Below are 19,687 nucleotides of genomic sequence, written 5' to 3' on the forward strand. Positions count from 1 at the left end.
GAGCACACCCGGTCGGCCAGCACATTGGACGACCGCATGTCCAGCACGACCCAAGTGCCGCCGATCGATATTGCATCAGAGTCCAAATCGACGGCTTCGATTTGGCGCGCGGTCCAAGCGTGGGGCCGGCCGGCGCGGGTTGACTCGGTGGGGTGAGCATCAACCTCCTCCGCTACTCCACCGAATCGGGCGCGACTGGTTGGGGCGTCGTTCGTGGTGAGCGAGTACTGCCGCTGCCCGGCGAGTACCCGACCCCCACCGAGGTGCTTCAGGAAGGCGCCGCGGTAGCTCGACGCCTGCTGACGGAATCCGGTGATCCCGGCATCGAGATGGCAAGCGTCACTGCGCTCAACCCACTGCCCGGAGCGAAGGTCAACTGCCAGGGCACGAACTACCGAGCGCACATGGCCGAGACCGGAATGGACCCCGACCAACCGTTCAACCTGTTTTTCACCAAGTCCACGGGATCGCTTACCGGTGCGCACGACGACATCGTCACTCCGCCACACGTACGGCTGCTGGACTACGAGATCGAACTGGGGATCGTCATCGGCAAGGCGATCGCCGGCCCCGTGACCGTGTCCGCGGCGAACCTCGAGGACTACGTCGGGGCTTTCGTCGTCGGAAACGACGTCAGCGCACGGGATGTTCAGCTGTCCCAGGGGCAGTACTACAAGGGCAAGAGCTACCGCACCTTCTGCCCGATCGGTCCCTACCTCTGCGTACCGGACCCCGGCGAGGTGCACAGGTGGAAGGACCTGCGGCTCAGCCTCGCGGTCAACGGCGAGACTCGGCAGATGGCGCTGGCCGGCGACATGGTCTTCACACCCACGGAAACTCTCACGGAGTTCTCTCTGCTGGAGGACTTCGCGGTGGGTGACTTGTTGCTCACCGGCACCCCCGGCGGGGTGGCCATCCACCCGCCCAAGCCGATCGTGCAGCGCCTCGCCGGACTGCTGCCCGAGGCAAAGAAGTGGGACCTGTTCATACGGATGCAGTCCCGCAACCCCGCCTACCTCGCGCCCGGAGACATCGTCACGGCGTCCATCCGCACCGACGATGGCGTACTCGACCTCGGCACGCAGCGCAACACCGTGCGTTGACCGAGAAACCCCGGAGAACGAGTGATGTCCGAAACCACACCACCGGCCAACCTTGAGGCGCCGCCGTGTCCGAGGTAACCATCGTCGGCGCCGGCGCGACCGGATGCACTCTGGCGCTGCTGCTGTCGCGCTACGGCATCGCCAGCACCGTCCTGGAACGCCGGACCGACCCGTTGAACCATCCGGCCGCGCATGTCATCAATGCCCGGTCCCAGGAAATCTGGCACCACGCCTCCCCGGAGCTGGCCAAGCAGATCAGCGCGCTGGCGCCACCGGCCGAGAAGGTCAGTGTGATCCGCTGGTTCAGTGAACTGAACGCCGCCCCACTCGGTGACATCGACCTGCTGGCCTTCCGCGAGCAGGTGGAACGCGTGCAGAACCACAGCCGGTACCTCATCTCGCACATCGGCCAACACCAGCTCATGCCGGTGCTCTGGGATGCCATCGAAGCCGATCCACATGTCGACTTCCGTCGCGGCGTCGAAGTTCGCGACGTGACGATGACGCCATCGCATACCACGGCGCATGTGGCCGGTCCGCGCGGCGGCACGACCGAGATTTCCTCGCGATTCATGGTCGGCACCGACGGCGCCAACAGTGCGGTGCGTGCGGCTTCGGGTATCGCGATGCGCGGGCCGGTGCTGGCCAACATGGGCAGCGTCTTCTTCAACGCCGAGCTGTTCACCGACGGCATCCGCCCACTGCTGAGCTGGATCTACTCCCCCGCGCTGTGCGGGGTGCTGATAGCACACGCCGACGACGACTACGTGCTCATGACCCCGTTCCTGAGCGACCACCAGGAGATCGCTCGTGACGGCCGCGCGTTCTGGGCCCGGACGCTACCGCGAGTGATCGGACACGACGTCCCCTTCCAAATGCATTCCACCGGCACCTGGACGATGACCAGCCAAACCGCCGAGACCTTCACCCGTGCCAACGTGATCCTCGCAGGTGACGCCGCCCACCGGTTTCCGCACACCGGCGGTTTCGGTCTCAACAGCGGCGTGCAGGACGCGCACAATCTTGCCTGGAAACTCGCCGCCATTCTCGAAGATCGCGCGCCGACCGCACTACTGGACAGCTACGAGCCGGAACGGCGACCTGTCGTGGAACGGTTCGCCGAACAAAGCGTCGAGAACCACTTCCTGCTCGACGAGGTCATGGCTGGGCTGGCCCCGGGCAACCGCGCTCTCGCCCGGGTAACCCGCGCTTTAGCCCATCCTGCCGTCGATCGCCGCTCGGCGGGGATCGTGGAGCGCATCGCTGACGCCATGATGAACCTGGCGATGCGGCCGACCGCGAAACTGCTGGGCGACAGCGCCGCGGCGCGCGACCGACGCGCCACGGTCGGATCCCGAATACCGGCCCAGTTACAGCATTTCGCCTCCACCGGACTCGAATTCGGCTACGCCTATACGGGGGCACTCATCCGGACCGAACCGACGCCGCAGCCGATCAACGACGACGGCGTAGTGGACTACGTGCCGACGACATGGCCCGGTGCCCGCGTACCGCACGCGTGGCTGGCCGGTGACGACGACGCCGTGTCCACGCACGACCTGCTCGACCTGCGTGACTACACGCTGTTCACACCCGACCCGCAGGCCTGGCGCACCGCCGTCCCACCCACGATGCCCGTCACGGTGGTGGGTCTGGACGCCGCGATCGCCTCGGACCGACAGCAGGTGCTCGACCTGTTCGAGGTCGGCGAACACGGCGCCGTGCTGGTCCGGCCCGACGGGCACGTGGTCTGGCGCACCACTGCGGACGCCACCTTCGCAGCGGCAGAGCTGGAGCGGACGGTCAGCGGCTCAGCGATCTCCGCCGCCGAGGAAGGCGTCGCACCGTAAGCGCCCTCGCCGCTATACACCGGTCGCGAACTGAGGTGCGAGCCCGGATGTTCCGGCGTACTCGGCTCGGCCGCGCTCGGCCTCGATGCGTAGCAGTCGGTTCTATTTTGCGGTGTTTTCGGAGCGCCGCCATCTGCTGACCGGCGACGGGCGCCCATCGAACCCCCTGGACAACGCGGCCACTCCGCTGGTCGCGGCACCCGAGCGTTGAACGCGGTTGCGCCCGATCACCAGAGCGTCGTGACTACAACGTCTTCCATGTAAGGGTGCTCTTGTTGCTGCGCGATGTCGTACCGGGACGGGTGCCTGCCCCCTGTTCGAGCAGCGTCGAGGGGTCGTCGCCGGAACGCAGTCGCTCCAGAAGGTAATCGGGGTCGAATTCGACGCCGACCGGGTTGGCGGCGAAGGCACTACCGGCCAAGTAGTCGGCTGTGGCGGCGGCCGTGGCGAAGTTCTCGGTCTGGAACTCCAGTCGAATGCCGTCGGGGTCTTCGTAATACAGCGAAGTGGTCGGTCCGTGGTTGATCGACCAGACAGGGCGGATCCCGATCTCCTTCAAGCGTTCGTAATTCACCAGGAGACGTTCCAGGGAGCCGAAAGTGAGTGCCAGATGGTCGACTCCGTAGATCTTGCGGCGGAAACGCGCCAGCGGAAACAGGTAGCGCAGCACCCGCGGCACTTTGATCAGCGCGAGGCGGTGGCTTTCGTGGTCCCAGACCAGGAATGCGATCTGCTTGTCCTCATGCACGACGCGGGCTCCGAAAACCGCTCCGTACCAAGCGATCATCTCTTTGCTTCGGGCGGTCTTGACAACCCAGTGGGCCAGTAGGTCGGGTGCGGCCGGGTTGGTGTTCGGGGTGGCCTCATGAGTCATGGTGTCTTGTCCTCTCGGTCGACCGCGTTGCTCGATGCGTTCGAGGGCCTCGGCCGCCGGATTCACGGACGACGAGGTCTCCCGAAAGGGGCACCGATGTTCCGCCGAAGCGGTGCCGGACACGGATATGTAATACCCATCAGCCAACCCCGGGGCGCCCCTGAGGCGCTTGGACTGCCATGCAAAGACTCGTCGGCACTTTGGACCCGAACCCATACAACAGGCAGAGCCGCAGTCAGCATGGCGACCGGTCACTCATCGTCGAGAACCACCGCACCCAACTCCTCGGCCAGCGCGAGCGCGGCTTGCAACTGCATGCGCCGATCACCGATCTTGCGACCTCGCATTTGTTCCGCACGCTGCACGCGGTAGGCGACGGTGTTCCGTGCTACGTGCAGCCTTTCCGCAGCCGCGCTGAGGCTGCGTTCGACATCGAGATAGCACTTGAGCGTCGCGCGAAGAACAGCCGTGGCCTCCCTTTGATCCGCCAGCGCACCCAGCTCACGGAGCACGAATTCGCGGGCCCGGTCCGAACGGCTACCGAGCATCGCGACCAGATCGAGCTCGCCGTAGTCGAACAGCCAGCGCTCGCCGGAACCCAGCATGCCCACGTGGGCGACCTCCAATGCCTGTTGATGGCTGGTGACGAACCCTCGAACGCCCGCAGCCGGCAAGCCCACCGCCACGCGGACACCGCCCGCCGGCTGCTGCTGTGCCGGGTCGGGTATGGCCGGAGGTCGGCGAACGCTCGCACCCCACGCCCACACCCGGCGACCGCCAACCGGTATCACCAGCGTCGACGAGCATCCAGCCGATTCCAGCAAGCCTGCGACCATGTCTTCGAGCCGCGTTGCACCAATGGGGACATGCTCGTCGCACCAACCGATCACAGCGAGATGCTGCCTGGTCAGGTCATAGCCCAGCAGGCGCAGCGCCCGATCGAACGGCACCGGGTCACCGCGCAGGATCTCCTGGATCAGCTCCATCCGCGCCGCGGCCGAACTCGCCACCCACGCCTCGTGCGCATCGCCGTATGCCTGTGCCATCTCGCTCGTGAGCCGATCGGCGATGCCGAACGACAGTGCGGTGATACGCCGCATTTCCGCGAACCGTTGCGGTGCGGGCACGAGTTGTTCGGCGACGTCGAGGATGTACTCGACGACCAGCGAATGGCCCACCTGAATGCTGCGCAGCATATGTTCGATGCCGACGCCGCGGCTCACCACCTCGGCGGGTCCCAGCAAGACGCCAGGGGCAGCCTCGACCGTGAAGTCCTTGACACCCGCGATCACCCCGACGGCTTCCAACGCCACCGCTTCGCAGCCGCCGCGCACCATCTGCACGATGCCGTCCACATCCAGCTCGGGGATCTCGACCAGGATATGTGCTGCCATCGCCTGACCGAGCTCAACGGCGTACCCGGCAGCACCGGTCCCTACCTGGGCGGCGAACTCCGCGACCTTCTCCGGCGGCAGCATCGAGCGACGCAGCGCCGCCGGATCCGCCGGGGCGAGCTCTCGCACCCACTGCAGTAGACCACTGGACGCCGAGGTCATCGGCACGCACGCTCCTTCCTGGTCTGCAGCCATCGAGCCGGCGACCGTTGATGACGATTTCGTCAATACTATGCGGCGCTCTCACCGCAGGTACCAGGCGACCAGACCTCAGCCTCGTGGCTCGACGCGTACCAGACCTGTCTGGAATGCGATGACCACGAGTTGTGCGCGATGCCGGGCGCCGAGTTTCGTCATGGCACGCTGAACGTGGGTGCGAATAGTCAACGGGCTCACATACATTCGCTCGGCGATCTCGTCGTTGGACAATCCCTGCGCCACATGCACGACGACCTCGCGTTCGCGCGCGGTGAGCACCTCGAGAGATTCGGCGGGTGCGGTTTGCGGTGCCGGGTACGCGAGGAAACGGGCGATGAGAGCCCTCGTAGCAGTTGGGGAGAGCAGGGTGTCTCCGGCGGCGATCGCGCGGATGGCGCTGAGCAGTTCCTGCGGTCCGACATCTTTGCCGAGGAAGCCGCCGGCACCGGCGCGCAGGGCTCGCGCGACGTACTCGTCGAGTTCGAAGGTGGTGAGGATGAGGATACGCGTGGCCAGGGACTCGTCGCGGCAGATCTCCTGGGTGGCGGCGAGTCCGTCGAGTTCGGGCATGCGGATATCCATCAGTGCGACATCGGGTTTCGTGGCTCGTACGACTTCCAGAGCCTGTCTGCCGGTTCCCGCGACGCCGACCACCTCCATGTCGTCGGTGGAGTCGATCAGCATCCGGAAGGTTCCGACCAGCAGGGCTTGATCGTCGGCGATCACGACGCGGATGGTCATCGCTGCTCGGTGTCCTTCTCGTCGTGGCCGTCGGTACGCGGTTCCAGGGGTAGTTTCGTGGATACTTCGAAGCCGCCTCCTGGTCGGAATCCGGCGGACAGTTCACCGCCGACGGAGATGGCCCGTTCGTTCATGCCGATCAGACCGTAGCCGGGCTCGCCCGCCTGCTCGCAGCCGTGACCGTTGTCGGAAATGCTGATCGTCAGCAGCGACCGGGAGTAGTCCAGACGGACCGACGCCGAGGCTGTTCCGGCATGTTTTGTGACGTTGGTGAGCGCCTCCTGCACGATGCGGTAGGCCGTCAAGTCGACTCCGGGTGACAGCGGCTGCGGCTCCCCCGTCACCGATGTCGAAATCTGAAGTCCCAGGGGCTCGAAGGAGGCCAGCAGTTCCGGGAGACGGGACAATCCCGGGGTCGGTTCCAGAAGGGTTTCCGGATCGTTCGCCCGGCGCAGCAACCCGACTGTCGCTTTGAGTTCTCGCAGTGCCGAGGAGGTGATGTCGGCCAGCTGATCCAGCATCTGTTGTGCCTGTTCGGGTTTGGTGCGCAGCAGGTAGGCGGCGGTGGATGCCTGGGCGTGGGCTAGTGCCATATGGTGGGCGACGATATCGTGTAACTCCCGGGCGATGCGGACCCGTTCTTCGGCGACACGGTGGCGTGCCTCCTCCTCGCGGGTGCGTTCGGCCAGTTCCGCTCTCGCCTGCATGGCAGCGAGATAGTTGTGTCGGCTCCGTGTCGCGTCGGCGAACGCGCCGGCCAACATGAATCCGGCGAAGAGGCTGATCTTGCCGGGGGTGAAAAGCGATCCGGGACTCAGCACGATTGCCGCAGCCATCAGCACGACGCCGGATGCCAGCGGATATGGCTGGATCCAGCGGCGATCCTGTCGCGAACCGACGGAATGCGCTGCGACCAGGGCAGGTCCCACCAGCATTCCCGAGACTCCGGATCCCATTGCGCCCATAACGACACCGCAGACTGTCGTCACCGCCAGCACACTGCGCGGGTAGCCGCGGTGCCACAGCAAGGCGATAACCGCGACGGCGGCGAACGCGGCGGCGGCCGCAGACACAGGCCGGACGATCTCCGGAGGGCCGCTATCGGCGTCCAGCGTGCTCGCGAAGAGGGTAAACCCGAACAACGCACTGGCGAGCGCCACGTCGACGATGCGGAAATTGCGCTGCATCAACTTCCCTCGGTCTCGCGAGATCGGCTCTCTTGTCGTGTCGAAGGTAGTCCGCTGAACCAGGCGAATGCGGTAGGCCACCCGGCAGTGGCCTACCGCTCGCCGGTCAGCTCAAACGCGGGTGGGGGCCAATTCGGGCACATCGAGATGACGTAAGCGCTCGCCCTCGACATCCACGTTCGGCAAGATCTGCTGCAGCCGACGCGGCAGCCACCACGCCTTGTCGCCGAGCAGTGCCAGCACGGCCGGGACGATGGTCATCCGCACGATGAACGCGTCGAAGAAGACCGCCGCGGCGAGGCCGACACCCATCATCTTGATCATCGACTCACTCATTCCGACGAAGCCCGAGAAGACGGCGATCATGATGGTCGCCGCGGCGACGACAACCCTTGCGCTGTGCCGGAATCCGGTAACGATCGACTCGGTCGCCGACTCGCCGTGCACATATGCCTCGCGCATTCTGGTCACGAGGAAGACCTCGTAGTCCATGGCCAGACCGAACACCACGCCGATGAGGAAGATCGGCATCATGCTCATGACGGGTCCGGTCTGCTGGACCCCGAGCAGGTCGGCGAGCCAACCCCATTGGAACACCGCGACGATCACGCCCAGTGATGCGCATATCGACAGCAGGAAGCCCAACGCCGCCTTGAGCGGAACCAGCACCGACCGGAAGACGACCATCAGCAACAGAATCGCCAACCCGACCACCACCGCCAGGTAGGGCACCAACGCATCGGACAGCGTCTGCGACATGTCGATATTCAGCGCGGTCGTTCCGGTGACCAGCATTTTCGCCCCGGTTGCCGTGCGCAGTTCACCCGCCTCGTCGCGCAGGGTTTGTACGAGGTCCTTGGTCTCGGCGGCGGTCGGTCCGGCCTGCGGCACCGCGGTGAGCACGGCGGTGTCACCGGCCTGATTGAACATCGCAGCGGTTACCGACACGACGCCTTCGGTCGCAGAGATCGCCCGCTCAGCCTGTGCCACAGCGGCTTTCGGGTCGGTCGCGCCCTGCGCGTCCACCACGATGGTGAGTGGTCCGTTGACACCGGCACCGAAACCCTCGGCGAGCGCGTCATAGGCACGGCGCTGCGTGGTCGAGGTCGGCTGCGACGCATCACTCGGCATGCCGAGCGCCAGGTCCTTGACCGGGATGGCCACAACCCCGAGACCGATCACCGCCAGCAGCAGGACCGGGACGGGGCGGCGCACTACGAAACGTGCCCAGCGAGTTCCCATGCCGTCCTTGATGTTTCGGGCCTCGTCCGGCGCGGGATCGCCCTGGCGGAGTCGGCGCGGCAGAACGGCGTTCTGGAAGAATCCGAGCAGCGCGGGCAGCAACGTCAACGCGATGACGACCGCAACCAGCACAGTGCCCGCCGCCGCCAAACCCATGGTGGTCAGCGCGGGCAGGCCGACCACCGACAGCCCCGCCAGTGCGATGACGACGGTCAGGCCAGCGAAAATGACCGCCGAACCCGCCGTGCCCACAGCACGCCCGGTGGCCTCCTCGGCAGTTCGTCCGGCCTTTCGTTCGGCCAGATACCGCGAGACGACGAACAGGGCGTAGTCGATACCGACCGCCAGCCCGAGCATCATGGCGAGAATCGAGGTCGTGGACGACAACCCGATCGCCACGATGGCGGCCACCCCGACACCGATTCCGATCAACGCTGTGACCAGCGGAAGCCCCGCCGCCGCAAGGGATCCGAAGGTGATGAGCAGCACGACCGCGGCAATGGCGACGCCGATCACCTCGGTCGCACCCGCCTCGGGAGTCGCCTGCATGACCGTGCCGCCGAACTCGACGGTGAGCCCGGTCGCCCGACCCTGCTCGACCGCGTCCTCCAAAGCCGCTTTCGTCGCGTCGGTGATGTTCGCGCTACCGGCGTCGTAGGTGACCGTGGCGTAGGCGGTCGTACCGTCCTTACTGATCGCACCTACTCGGAAGGGGTTGAGCGCGTTAGCCACCTGAGGACCATGCGCGACATCGGCCACCACCTTCTCGACCGCGGCCTGGTTCCCGGCGGCAGTGATCTGCTGGCCCTGCGGCGCCACGAAAACGATGCGCGCGTCGGCGCCATCGGATTTGCCCCCCGGGAACCGTTGATCGAGCAGGTCGAACGCCTGCTGCGATTCCGTGCCGGGCATCGACATCTCGCTCTCGGCCGCCTCGGGGGCTCTTGCCGCGCCGAACACCAGCGCGGCCAGCAAACCCACCCAGAGCAGCACGACCATACGCCGCTTTTCGAAGCAGAACCGACCCAGTCGGCACAGGAATTCAGCCACGACGTCGATCGTCGCCGGGCGGATCCGTAGTCGTCATCGTGCACATGCAGGCGATTGGCAATACTGCATATGCAGTACAACTGTGTTGGACAGAACTCGCCACGCGGGATCGCGCGCCGCGCATCCGAGCGCCTGGCAACGGCCTTAAGCTGGGAGAAATGAGTACACGACCGGGGTTGCGGGAACGGAAGAAGGCGGCCACCCGCACCGCGATCGCCCAGGCCGCCGCGGCACTGACTAACGAGATCGGCCTGGACAAGGTCACGATCGACGCTATCGCCGAAGCCGCCGACGTCTCGGTCCGCACCTTTCACAACTACTTCACGAGCAAGGAAGCAGCCGTCGAGCACGCTGTCCGCAGCAGCTTCGACGACATGGTCTCGGCACTGGCCACCCGGCCCGCCGAGGAGGGTGTGTGGGACGCGCTGCTGGCCGTCACTCTCGAAATGTTCGAAGCGGTACCCGGTGGCATCGATGGAGTCACCGCCATGATTCGGACCGTCGAATCGACGCCCGTCATGATGGCCAGGTACACCCTCGCCCGCATGGACGATAAGCAGCGGCTGGCGCAGGTCGTCGCGCGGCGAACCGGCACCGACGCGGCCACCGATCTGTATCCGATGCTCGTGGTCGCGGCTTCGGAGGCGGCGGTCGAAGCCGCAGTAGCGTTGGCGGACAAGGGATCCGGGCGCGACTTCGAGGAGCTGCTGCGCGAGGCGTTCGAGCGCCTGCGACCTGCTCTGAACCAACCCGGAGCAGACTCTTAGCATTTTGCCAGGCTGTGCAAACTTGCCGAGGTATGCAAGTTTGACTTAGCCTGGGAACGGACACCGAGCCGGACTTCACTCAACGGCGAATCGACGTGTCACCACATTTCACCGACTACATTCCCGCCCGAGAGGTGGTTACCTTTCCATGTCTGCACCCGCTGTGGAAATAGCTTCCACGAAAGGCCGTTTACCCGCGCTACCTTCCCTTACGGGGTTGAGATTTATTGCCGCCTTCGCGGTATTTCTCTTGCACTCGGGATTCCTGGTCCAACTATTTCCGTTCTCGACCTCGGACGCCTCGAAAAAGCTGTCGGACGTCGTCCCGCTGCAACTCGGCGCAACCGGCGTCGCATTCTTCTTCCTGTTGTCGGGATTCATCATCGACTGGTCATACGACAGCGCCAAGGACACCATCCGCGCATTTCTTCGGCGACGGGTATTCAAAATCTTTCCGTCGCATCTGATCACCGCCCTCATCGTAGTGGTCCTGCTCGGTTTCCCACTCGCCGAACTGGCCGGTCAGATCCCCAACTTCCTGCTGATCCATACCTGGTCGCAGGATTGGGGCACCAGTGCGGAATTGAACAGCCCGTCGTGGAGCCTCTGCTCCGAAATGCTGTTCTACTTCCTCTTCCCATTCCTGGTGCCACTCGTCAACCGGATCCGCGGGCGAGCGATCTGGTGGACCATCGGAATTCTCTCCGGAATCCTGCTGGCGATACACCTGATAATCCACTTCGCCTATCCTGCCTTCGACATTTCGAGCATGACGTCGATGTATCCACCCCTGCAGAAATCGCCGGACATAACCTGGTCGGGCTACGATTATTCGGCCGCTATGTCCGCGTCCCCTGGTATGCCCATGTCCCCCGGGTCGGGCGGTAGTTCAGGAACATTTACGATGCCGACCAGCGCATGGCTGTCCTACCAATTCCCGCCCACCCGCCTGCTGGAATTCTTTGTCGGCGTCATGTTCTGCCGCCTGGTGAAATCGGGAATGTGGCGCAACACCAACCTCGCCTGGCCGCTGGTCGCCTGCGCCGGGGCCTACGCCCTGACCTATTACGTACCGATGGCGTTCAAGACATCCATAGTGATGATGCTGCCCCTCGCAGCACTCATCGCGACCTATGCGGCGCGGGATCTCCGCGGCATCAAGGGCATATACAGCAGCAGGCTCGGAGTATGGCTGGGCGACTTATCTTTCGCATTCTACATGGTGGGATATCCCGTCCAGCTGTTCTTGCAGCGCAACATCATTGCTGGACACAGCTGGGGCTTCCGCGGATATCTGTTCATCACCGCCTTGACCTTCGTAATCCAGCTACCACTGGCCGCCGCGCTCTACCACCTGGTGGATAAGCCGATCATGCGACGGTGGGCACGCAAGAAAACCAAGGTAACCCCGCCGTCTGACACCGCAAAAGAAGTCGATGAATCAGCGAAAGAAACCGTACTGAGTTCAGCAACCGCTATCTCATCCACACCTTCATCGGCCGCAAATCCGGTACCCCTGACAACTCCCCGATCCGAACCCATCACGTGAAATATCCGGCGGCCATGAGGCCGTAGACAACGGAGATGAGGACCGAATCCGATAAGGCCACGGATTCGGTCCCCAATTCTGTGCTCGAGGTTCGCCGCGGCGTACGCCCACACCTCACATGCGCCATGCCGGCGCCGTCACAACTCGGACCAGCGGCCCCTTCTTCCCGAACGTCCAGGGTGCACCCGGTTTGACACCTGCCATAATAACGGTCACACTGTGACCTTTATTATGCTCAGCGCACAGTCTCCGGGACCCGGCATGGCTCGAGTTCGAGAAGCCAGCTCGTCCTGCCTGCTCATTCCCCGCGCCGCCGGGTCGCGGTTCGTCCGGCCCGCGCTTCTCGTCGCCGACCCCAAGGCACCCACCCGTGCCGCTCACCACCGCACCGAGGAGACTTCGTGACCAGCCAGCGCTACCACCTGGGACGTCGACGTTTTCTGGCCGCGACCGCCGCAGCGGTGGCCGGCGGATGGATGGCGACCCGCGCAGCGGGCTCAGGGGCGGATCCTCTTGTCCCGCAACCGGAACCAACAGTCGATGTCGACGCGCCGCCCTCACCCAGGGTAGAGCCGTTCGTCGACGAGTTGCCCGTCCCAGCTGTCGTGCGCGGCAACCAGACCCTGACTGTCGGCGCCAGCACCCACCGCTTTCACTGCGATCTCGGTGTCGCCCAGACCTGGTCGTACGGCGATGCACCCTACCTCGGACCAACTATCGAAGCGCAGGTCGGCGAGGCGATCGAGCTGACCTTCACCAACACCCTCGGCGCACATCTGTTCGCGAGCGAGGTCGACACCGCGCTGGACGGAACCACCGACCAGGACCGGGTCGCACCCCACGTCGCGGTGCACCTGCACGGCGCGGTCACCCCGCCGGACATGGACGGTCACCCCGAAGACACCTTCCGCCCCGGCGAAACGAAAATCTACCGCCACCACAATCGCCAAGACGCCGCCACTCTCTGGTACCACGACCACGCGATGGGCATCACCCGCCTGAACGTGGTAGCAGGCATGGCCGCCTTCTATCTGCTGCGCAACGAGTACGACACCGGCACTGCCGCCAACACACTCGGACTGCCCAGCGGCGAGTTCGAAATACCATTGGCGATCGCCGACCGCCGTTTCAACGAGGACGGCTCACTGCGCTTCAAGACCGTGCGCTGGATTCAAGAGGGCCGCTGGGAAGGCGGCATGGTCGGCGACCTGATCACAGTCAACGGTGTGGTCCATCCCCATTTGTCGGTGGCGCGCGGCATGTACCGGTTCCGGGTACTGAACGCCTCCAACTATCGCGAGTACCGGCTCTCGTTCTCCGACCGGACCCGGTTCTGGGTCATCGGCAATGACAGCGGTCTGCTCGATGAACCCGCGTACATCGACGAAGCAGCGATCGCGCCCGGCGAACGGCTCGACATCGTCGCCGACTTCACCGGTCTCGGCACGGGCGACACCGTCGAGTTGATGAACACTTACGAGTATCCACGGGGCGCAGCCGAAATCATTGGCGCCCAGACCATCAGCAGTCTTATGCGGTTCATCGGTACCGGAACCACAGGCTTCACCGCCGCACCGCCGGTCACACTGCGAGGCGGGCGGAAACAGTCCCCCGCTCTGCCACCCGTGCGCACCGCCGACCGGCGCCGCATCGTTACCCTCAGCCAGTGGCCGGTGACGACGTGGCCACCGTTCACCAACGTCATGAACAACCTGTGCTACCACGACGATCCGATACCCGAACCACGGCAGGGCAGCACCGAGATCTGGGAATTCGTCAACGTCTCCCCCGACTCCCATCCCATGCACCTGCACCTGGTTCACATGCGCATCCTCGATCGCCAACCACTCGATGCCCTCGGATATCTCGCGGCGAATCCGGCGCCTCCGATAGGCACGTTCTGGGCGCCCGAGCCGGACCGATTCCTCAACGGCGCCCCCGAACCGCCGCATCCGTGGGAAACCGGCGCCAAAGATACCGTCACCTGCCCGGCCCGCATGGTCACGCGAGTATCGATCACCTTCCCCACCGCCGACGAGCTGGGCTTCGATCCCGACGCGGTGTTCCACACCGGCGACCACATGATGATGCAGGGCTACGTCTGGCATTGCCACCTCATCGACCACGAGGACGAATGCATGATGGCGCGATACCGACTGCGCGCCTAACCCTTTGCATCCCGCAGGGGAAAGCAAAACCCTCAGTCGAAAACAGACGCACAGCGTTCAGTCGAAACACATCGGATAGCTTGATTCGTCCTGGATTTCGTAAGTCTTCGGACTTATCGAGAGATTCACGGCACCACCCGGACAGCGTCCGGTCCACGATTTCGCCCATACCGCAACATGTTTGCGACCGGGTACAGGAACAAAGCCGAACCAATCGTCAGAATACGACGACGGTCTCCCATCCAGCTACTTCCACTGAAGTACTGAAACCATTGCAGCTCAATGGAATACAGAGTGAGGCGCAGGAAGTTTCGCCGCGCAACATGAGTTCGACCCATCGCCACTACCGATTTGATCGAGTTCCGGCTGGAGCGAAATTCGGGCGACGCGGCTTGCCCAGCTTGCGCATGCCGGATAACTAACCCGTCGGGTCATCTCGACCGGCCGCAGTCACATCGTCCGCTGCGGTGACCACCGCTCCGACCGCACCGAGGTCGATGCCGGATCCGCGGTCCGGGGTTGGTTTACCTGCTGCCGGATGTCCGGCAGACTATGGACATGTGCGCGGATTCGCACTCGGCGGCGGCCACGCAATCGCGCTGCACGGAATGAGATCACGCCCCTCAGAAGACGTCGATCTGTTCTCCGACACACGCGGAACACCCGGCGAAGTGGCCCATGACGTGACCGCCGCATTCGAACACGCCGGGCTTACAGTGTTGCCGACCGAGTGTAGTGCGATGGGGGCCAGTTCGTGTTGGCGTGAATCCATCAGGCAGCGGCTCGAAGCTGCGGGAACTTCCTCTCCCAGAGGGCACGGACCGGCCGTGTCGGTCGCATCTGCGGGTCAGATGGCGGCGAGCAGGCGCGCGCTGACCAGTTCTCGCAGATGACGAGCGGCCCCTTCTTCCAGGACGATCTTGTACACCGCGGTCCGGTCGTAGGCGTCATCCAAATCGAACTCGGTTCGGCCGCCCCATGCCAGCTCAACGGGCAGCCGGAGCACACCGTGTTCGGGCCCGTGTAGCTCGGTCAGCGAGTCGACGACCTCATAGGGCCTGACCTCCGCGAAGCTGAACGGTGCACCGGCATGTTCGGTTCACCGTCGTCCGCCGAACTCCCGACCTGGTACAGATGACCGTCACCTATCAAGACGGGCACACCATGCAGAACAATAGGCGCCGGCACGTTTACATCCAACCCGGCGGGAATCACACCGCCCGTCCTCACATTACTGCGATGACCCCGCGCGATTAGCCATCATGGCAGTCCGTATGAAGCGCCCGATCGCGTCCAGCCGTTCCGAGGAGCCGCTGCCGCCGACCTGGACCACCGTGATGACGACTGCGGTGAAGATGGCCTCCAGCGCCATCGCGGTATCGCGCGGGTCGAGGTCGTCCGCGATGTCGCCGGACTCCTGTGCGGCGCGTAGCGAGGTTTCCAGGGCGTCTCGGATGCGTTGGGGCACTTGACCGTCGACGAGCCTGGCGAGTAGTTCGGGCTCGCGGCCGCCGAGGACTCGATAGACAAGCGGGTAGGCGTCCATTCTGGTGACGAACCGGCCGACGACCTGTTGCCAGTACTCTGTGCCCATGGGGCCGGGCAGGGCGAGCGCGTCCTCGCACAACCGTCCGGCGTCACGGTCGAACGCCGCGACGAACAGTGCCTCTTTATCAGCGAAGTGGAAATACACCGCCGAGGGTGCCAGACCGATATCGCGAGCCACCGCCGCGACGGAGGTGTTGCGGAAGCCTTGATCGGCGAACCGGCGGGTAGCGACATCGAGGATCAATTTTCGGGTCTGTTCACCCCGGGCGGTCGTCGGCGAGGTCTCGGATCGTGACACCTCTGCACAGTAGCGCGGCGCCCTCTAGCCATCTGAACCATCTAATTGATGATTTTAATCAAATCATCAGTTAAGGTGCTTGTGTCAGTGCTGCTCACCAGGAAGGTCGCGCCGCCGTGCCCACTCCCACCTCCAATCAACCGCCCACTCCCACCCGACGCCAAGTCCTCAAGATGATGGGCGCGGCGCCTGCAGTCCTGCCGGTCCTGGAGGCACTCGCCCCGAACGCTGTCGCGGCCCCGACCGCTCGGCCCAACATCCTGGTGATCATGACCGACCAGGAACGCGCGGATGTCATACTGCCGCCGGGGTTTTCGCTACCGGTACGCGCGCGGCTAGCGGCCAATGGCGTGCGCTTCAGTATGCATCACACGCCGACCGCGCCGTGCTCACCGGCGCGCTCGACGTTCTTCACCGGACTGCAGGCCCCGATTAACGGGATGCTCGACAACGTCCGCGGCAACGACCTGATGGGAAAGGCCCTGGGACCGATGCATACCTGGAGCCCCAACCTCGACAGCAGCATTCCCACGCTCGGAACGGTTTTGAAGAAGTCGGGCTACCACACCGCCTACATCGGGAAATGGCATCTCTCGGATCCGGTCGGCACGGACCCAACGGCATTGTCGGCCTACGGGTTCGACGAGGCGTTCGACATTCTTAGCGGCGGCAGCCCCAATGAGGGCACCGAGGAAGATCCCAGCGTCGTCGACAACGCGGTCGACTGGCTGCGCCGCCACGGCAACACCCCTGAACCATGGCTGTGTGTGGTCAGCATGGTCAACCCGCACGACATGATGTACTGCCCCCGCTTCTACCGCCTCGAAGACGTGCCCGACTACGGAGCCGACATACCGCCGAATTTCGAATCGGACCTGTTGACCAAACCGCAGGTGCAGACGGTGTGGCGCACCATGAACGAAGCCGTCGGCGGCCTCATGCCCAACGAGGTGACCTCCCCGCTCGGGCGGCGGCAGTGGCAGCAGTGGGGCAACTGGTATCTTGAATTGCTGCGCCGTACCGACGAGCTGATGGGGTCGATGCTTACCGCCCTGGACGGCAGCGGCGCTGCAGGCAACACCGTCGTGGTCAAGGTCGCCGATCACGGCGAACTCGGTGGCGCGCACGGACTTCGGCAGAAGGGCGCGATGATCTACCGGGAGAACAACCGGGTGCCGCTGGTGATCTCGGACCCGAGAAACACCGCCGCCCACGGGCAAACAGTGACTGGCCTGACCTCACATGTGGACCTAGTGCCGACGCTCGCTTCGATCGGCGGCGCCGACGCACTGAGCCCCATCGTGGGCCATGACCTCACCCCGCTGCTCACAAACCCTTCCAGCACGGTCCGCGACGCAATCCTGGTTACCTCCGACGCCAAATCCAGTGGCGGGCAAGTGCCCTCCGTCAAATACTGCCTGCGCGGCACGATCACACCCCGCTACAGCTTCGCCCGTTACTCCACGCCACAGGACATCAACGGAGCACGCACCGACTTCGACTACGAACTCTACGACCGCCAAGAGGACCCGCTCGAATTGCACAACCTCGCACATAACGGCGGTGCGGCCGGACTCGTCGAACAGCTGAACGACCTCGTCGACTCCCTTGTGGCCCAAGAACTCCGCTCAATCGGCACCGACCAGTAATGAAGCCGAAACGGATTCGGACCGCCGCGGTCACCGACGCATAGTCGGGTATGCGGCAGACGACAGCCCGCCGCGCGGGCGACCGGGTGATCGGCACCAGCCGTGATCCCGGCTCAATCGGTGCCGCCACACGTATTCCGGCCGCCGAGCAGCGCTCACTCGACCTGACCGATTACCAGTCGATCGTTGGTTTCTCGGCCGAGCTGAATACCCTCGACGTTGAAGCGGACCCCAACCCGACGGTTCAATGGGCTTTCAAGCGCTGGATCCGCTCGGCACACGCCCGTCTCCCCCACCCTCATGCGGCACCTACTCCACCACGCCGAACAACGCCACAGCCCACCCCATGGACAACTCCTGCGCTACCGCAACACCAAACCAATCACCGCCCGCCGCTACGACCACCTCTGGACCCGCATCGGACAACACCTCCCCTGGGTCGCGACCCAACACATCACCACCCACTGGCTACGCCACACCACCCTAACCTGGGTCGAACACACCTTCGGCTACGCCACCGCCCGCACCAACGCCGGACACCACACCCGAGCTCATGGCACCACCGCCACCTACGTCAAAGCCGACCTCCACGAAATTGCCTCAGCACTAACAGCACTCACCCAAGAACCCCACCCACTACTCACAAACGAGCCCCACCCCATCACCCTCTGACAATCACGGTGCCGGTCGCCAACAACACGGGACCGGCACCACCTCCAACCAACAATTTCGCCCACGCCACAACACGTTTGAAGCAGCCAAACAAACCGAAGCCGAACCAACCGACAGAACCCGACGCCGGCCCCCAACTCAGCTACCAACGTTGAAGTACTGAAAACTATTGCAGCTCAACAGAATTGAGACCTCACAACAGAATTGCAGGTACTGTGCTACGCTTCAGCGACGCACAATAGAACCACTCGTGCACACATCTGCACCAATATTGTTGCGGATCGGTGATCGATTCCCCTCTCGCGCACAGATTCACGTCAAACGTGACAGAAATTCGTGCTCTGTGTGCGAGTGCCCTTGCACACATGGGAGCCGACCAGTGGAAACATGTTCTGACCTGCACCGATTCCTGGCAGATCTGCCAGAATCCGTCATATCTGCCCCCTCGGAGAAGTTTGCTGGCGCGGGTGATCGCCGATGATCGCGCCCGTCATCCCGCCCCAGTCCCCGCTGCAGGAGCTCATCCACGGGCCCCTCGCGACGGTCCAGGCGGTGCGGCCTGCCGACGGTGATGTCGTCTACGGGATCTGCACCGTCGGCGACGGCGGTCGCGTCCTCGACAAGCCCGGCTTCGCCGCCCTCGACTGGCGAGCGGGCACCCGCCTGGAGCTGACCCGGCTCGACGCTGGAGTGCTGCTGGCCCGACCGGCCCTCGACGGACACACCGCTATCGCCGCGAATGGGTACCTCCGTATCCCGTATCGGCTGCGGCGGCAGGTGAGCTTGTTCGTCGGCGACCGTGCCTTGCTGATCGGGCACCGCACCCGCAAGCAGTTGCTGATCCACTCGCCCGCGGCGCTCGATGAGTTGTGCGCGGCGTGTCTGCGCCTGTTGGAGGCGGTGCGGCGATGAACACACCGTCCGCCAGCGCGGAAACCGTCGCCGCGGCACGGCTGTTGCTGACCCAGATGGGTATCTCCTCCGCCGACCTCGTCACCGCCGGCGCTGCGGTGCCGACATTCGGTGAGATCGTTCCCCGTGTCCGCGAAACGCTCAAGGCGGGCACCAAACGCACCTATGGTACCCACCTCGATCGGTTGGAACAGCTGTGGCTGGACCGGCGCCTCGATGAGGTGAGCAAACCCGACCTCGACGAGATGGCACGCGCGATCCAACTCGGTGCTCGCGTCAACCGAGCGTCCTGCGGCGGTACCAGCGCGGTCGAGCACTTCATCAGCGCCGTGCGCTGTGTGTACCGCTACGCCGAGGACCACGGGTGGATCCGCCCGTGCGACAACCCGGCCCGCCAGCCCCCTACCTTTGGCTGCGCTACTTCGTATTCAGCTGAGCCACAACGCGATAACGAGATCCACTAAAGCTCGCGCCCGAAAGCAGCT

Annotated in this window: 16 protein-coding genes; 9 read left to right on the forward strand and 7 right to left on the reverse strand. The window is 64.4% G+C overall.

Going from position 1 to position 19,687, the window contains the following annotated elements; translation table 11 throughout:
• Positions 1–152 precede the first annotated feature (152 nt).
• Together ACFYOW_RS25465 and ACFYOW_RS25470 are read left to right on the forward strand one after the other, a co-directional pair.
• On the forward strand, positions 153–1,103 hold the full coding sequence (locus tag ACFYOW_RS25465; protein WP_387291865.1) for a fumarylacetoacetate hydrolase family protein: 951 nt from the start codon (positions 153–155) through the stop codon (positions 1,101–1,103).
• A 65-nt stretch (positions 1,104–1,168) separates the two neighbouring features.
• Positions 1,169–2,953, forward strand: a complete 1,785-nt coding sequence (locus ACFYOW_RS25470; protein ID WP_387291866.1) for an FAD-dependent monooxygenase — start codon at positions 1,169–1,171, stop codon at positions 2,951–2,953.
• A gap of 244 nt (positions 2,954–3,197) precedes the next feature.
• Here the strand turns inward: ACFYOW_RS25470 and ACFYOW_RS25475 are convergent, their stop codons facing one another.
• The 5 genes from ACFYOW_RS25475 to ACFYOW_RS25495 all read right to left on the reverse strand — a co-directional run bounded on the left by ACFYOW_RS25475 (position 3,198) and on the right by ACFYOW_RS25495 (position 9,639).
• Entirely contained in the window at positions 3,198–3,827 is a 630-nt protein-coding gene (locus ACFYOW_RS25475) for a VOC family protein (RefSeq protein WP_387291868.1), read from the reverse strand.
• Positions 3,828–4,078: 251 nt separating this feature from the next.
• The gene (locus ACFYOW_RS25480) at positions 4,079–5,383 is read right to left on the reverse strand and encodes a PucR family transcriptional regulator (protein ID WP_387291870.1); all 1,305 of its coding nucleotides are present in this window, start codon (positions 5,381–5,383) and stop codon (positions 4,079–4,081) included.
• Between the two features lie 108 nt (positions 5,384–5,491).
• A complete protein-coding gene (locus tag ACFYOW_RS25485; protein ID WP_387291872.1) occupies positions 5,492–6,160 on the reverse strand; it encodes a response regulator in 669 nt (222 codons plus the stop codon).
• Positions 6,157–7,347, reverse strand: coding sequence for a sensor histidine kinase (locus tag ACFYOW_RS25490; protein ID WP_387291874.1), 1,191 nt, complete (start codon positions 7,345–7,347; stop codon positions 6,157–6,159). The genes ACFYOW_RS25485 and ACFYOW_RS25490 overlap by 4 nt, the downstream gene beginning before the upstream one ends.
• A gap of 111 nt (positions 7,348–7,458) precedes the next feature.
• The gene (locus tag ACFYOW_RS25495) at positions 7,459–9,639 is read right to left on the reverse strand and encodes an MMPL family transporter (protein WP_387291876.1); all 2,181 of its coding nucleotides are present in this window, start codon (positions 9,637–9,639) and stop codon (positions 7,459–7,461) included.
• A gap of 158 nt (positions 9,640–9,797) precedes the next feature.
• Here ACFYOW_RS25495 and ACFYOW_RS25500 point away from each other — a divergent pair, with 158 nt between their 5' ends.
• The 3 genes from ACFYOW_RS25500 to ACFYOW_RS25510 all read left to right on the forward strand — a co-directional run bounded on the left by ACFYOW_RS25500 (position 9,798) and on the right by ACFYOW_RS25510 (position 14,123).
• Positions 9,798–10,406, forward strand: a complete 609-nt coding sequence (locus ACFYOW_RS25500) for a TetR/AcrR family transcriptional regulator (RefSeq protein ID WP_387291878.1) — start codon at positions 9,798–9,800, stop codon at positions 10,404–10,406.
• 148 nt (positions 10,407–10,554) lie between these two features.
• Positions 10,555–11,955, forward strand: a complete 1,401-nt coding sequence (locus ACFYOW_RS25505; protein ID WP_387291880.1) for an acyltransferase family protein — start codon at positions 10,555–10,557, stop codon at positions 11,953–11,955.
• A gap of 401 nt (positions 11,956–12,356) precedes the next feature.
• Positions 12,357–14,123 (forward strand): multicopper oxidase family protein, encoded by a 1,767-nt coding sequence (locus ACFYOW_RS25510; protein ID WP_387291882.1) that lies wholly within the window; start codon positions 12,357–12,359, stop codon positions 14,121–14,123.
• A gap of 847 nt (positions 14,124–14,970) precedes the next feature.
• Here ACFYOW_RS25510 and ACFYOW_RS25515 read toward each other — a convergent pair.
• Both ACFYOW_RS25515 and ACFYOW_RS25520 read right to left on the reverse strand, forming a co-directional pair.
• Positions 14,971–15,129, reverse strand: coding sequence for a hypothetical protein (locus tag ACFYOW_RS25515; RefSeq protein ID WP_387291884.1), 159 nt, complete (start codon positions 15,127–15,129; stop codon positions 14,971–14,973).
• Between the two features lie 225 nt (positions 15,130–15,354).
• A complete protein-coding gene (locus tag ACFYOW_RS25520; RefSeq protein ID WP_357474549.1) occupies positions 15,355–15,969 on the reverse strand; it encodes a TetR/AcrR family transcriptional regulator in 615 nt (204 codons plus the stop codon).
• A 116-nt stretch (positions 15,970–16,085) separates the two neighbouring features.
• Here ACFYOW_RS25520 and ACFYOW_RS25525 point away from each other — a divergent pair, with 116 nt between their 5' ends.
• The 4 genes from ACFYOW_RS25525 (at position 16,086) to ACFYOW_RS25540 (ending at position 19,666) form a co-directional block, all read left to right on the forward strand.
• Positions 16,086–17,618 (forward strand): sulfatase-like hydrolase/transferase, encoded by a 1,533-nt coding sequence (locus tag ACFYOW_RS25525; RefSeq protein ID WP_387291886.1) that lies wholly within the window; start codon positions 16,086–16,088, stop codon positions 17,616–17,618.
• Between the two features lie 300 nt (positions 17,619–17,918).
• Positions 17,919–18,290, forward strand: a complete 372-nt coding sequence (locus tag ACFYOW_RS25530; protein WP_387291888.1) for a hypothetical protein — start codon at positions 17,919–17,921, stop codon at positions 18,288–18,290.
• A 477-nt stretch (positions 18,291–18,767) separates the two neighbouring features.
• Positions 18,768–19,202, forward strand: coding sequence for a hypothetical protein (locus tag ACFYOW_RS25535; RefSeq protein ID WP_387291890.1), 435 nt, complete (start codon positions 18,768–18,770; stop codon positions 19,200–19,202).
• Positions 19,199–19,666, forward strand: coding sequence for a hypothetical protein (locus ACFYOW_RS25540; protein ID WP_387291892.1), 468 nt, complete (start codon positions 19,199–19,201; stop codon positions 19,664–19,666). Before ACFYOW_RS25535 ends, ACFYOW_RS25540 begins: the two co-directional genes overlap by 4 nt.
• Positions 19,667–19,687: the final 21 nt, after the last annotated feature.

It is taken from the genome of Nocardia sp. NPDC006982, from assembly GCF_042869435.1.
Lineage (GTDB): Bacteria > Actinomycetota > Actinomycetes > Mycobacteriales > Mycobacteriaceae > Nocardia.

Excerpts from the sequence above, each read along its gene's own strand:
- ACFYOW_RS25485 (WP_387291872.1), bottom strand. The coding sequence starts at position 6,160 with ATGACCATCCGCGTCGTGATCGCCGACGATCAAGCCCTGCTGGTCGGA.
- ACFYOW_RS25480 (WP_387291870.1), bottom strand. The coding sequence starts at position 5,383 with ATGACCTCGGCGTCCAGTGGTCTACTGCAGTGGGTGCGAGAGCTCGCC.
- ACFYOW_RS25540 (WP_387291892.1), top strand. The coding sequence starts at position 19,199 with ATGAACACACCGTCCGCCAGCGCGGAAACCGTCGCCGCGGCACGGCTG.
- ACFYOW_RS25505 (WP_387291880.1), top strand. The coding sequence starts at position 10,555 with ATGTCTGCACCCGCTGTGGAAATAGCTTCCACGAAAGGCCGTTTACCC.
- ACFYOW_RS25530 (WP_387291888.1), top strand. The coding sequence starts at position 17,919 with ATGCGGCACCTACTCCACCACGCCGAACAACGCCACAGCCCACCCCAT.
- ACFYOW_RS25490 (WP_387291874.1), bottom strand. The coding sequence starts at position 7,347 with ATGCAGCGCAATTTCCGCATCGTCGACGTGGCGCTCGCCAGTGCGTTG.
- ACFYOW_RS25535 (WP_387291890.1), top strand. The coding sequence starts at position 18,768 with ATGATCGCGCCCGTCATCCCGCCCCAGTCCCCGCTGCAGGAGCTCATC.
- ACFYOW_RS25475 (WP_387291868.1), bottom strand. The coding sequence starts at position 3,827 with ATGACTCATGAGGCCACCCCGAACACCAACCCGGCCGCACCCGACCTA.
- ACFYOW_RS25500 (WP_387291878.1), top strand. The coding sequence starts at position 9,798 with ATGAGTACACGACCGGGGTTGCGGGAACGGAAGAAGGCGGCCACCCGC.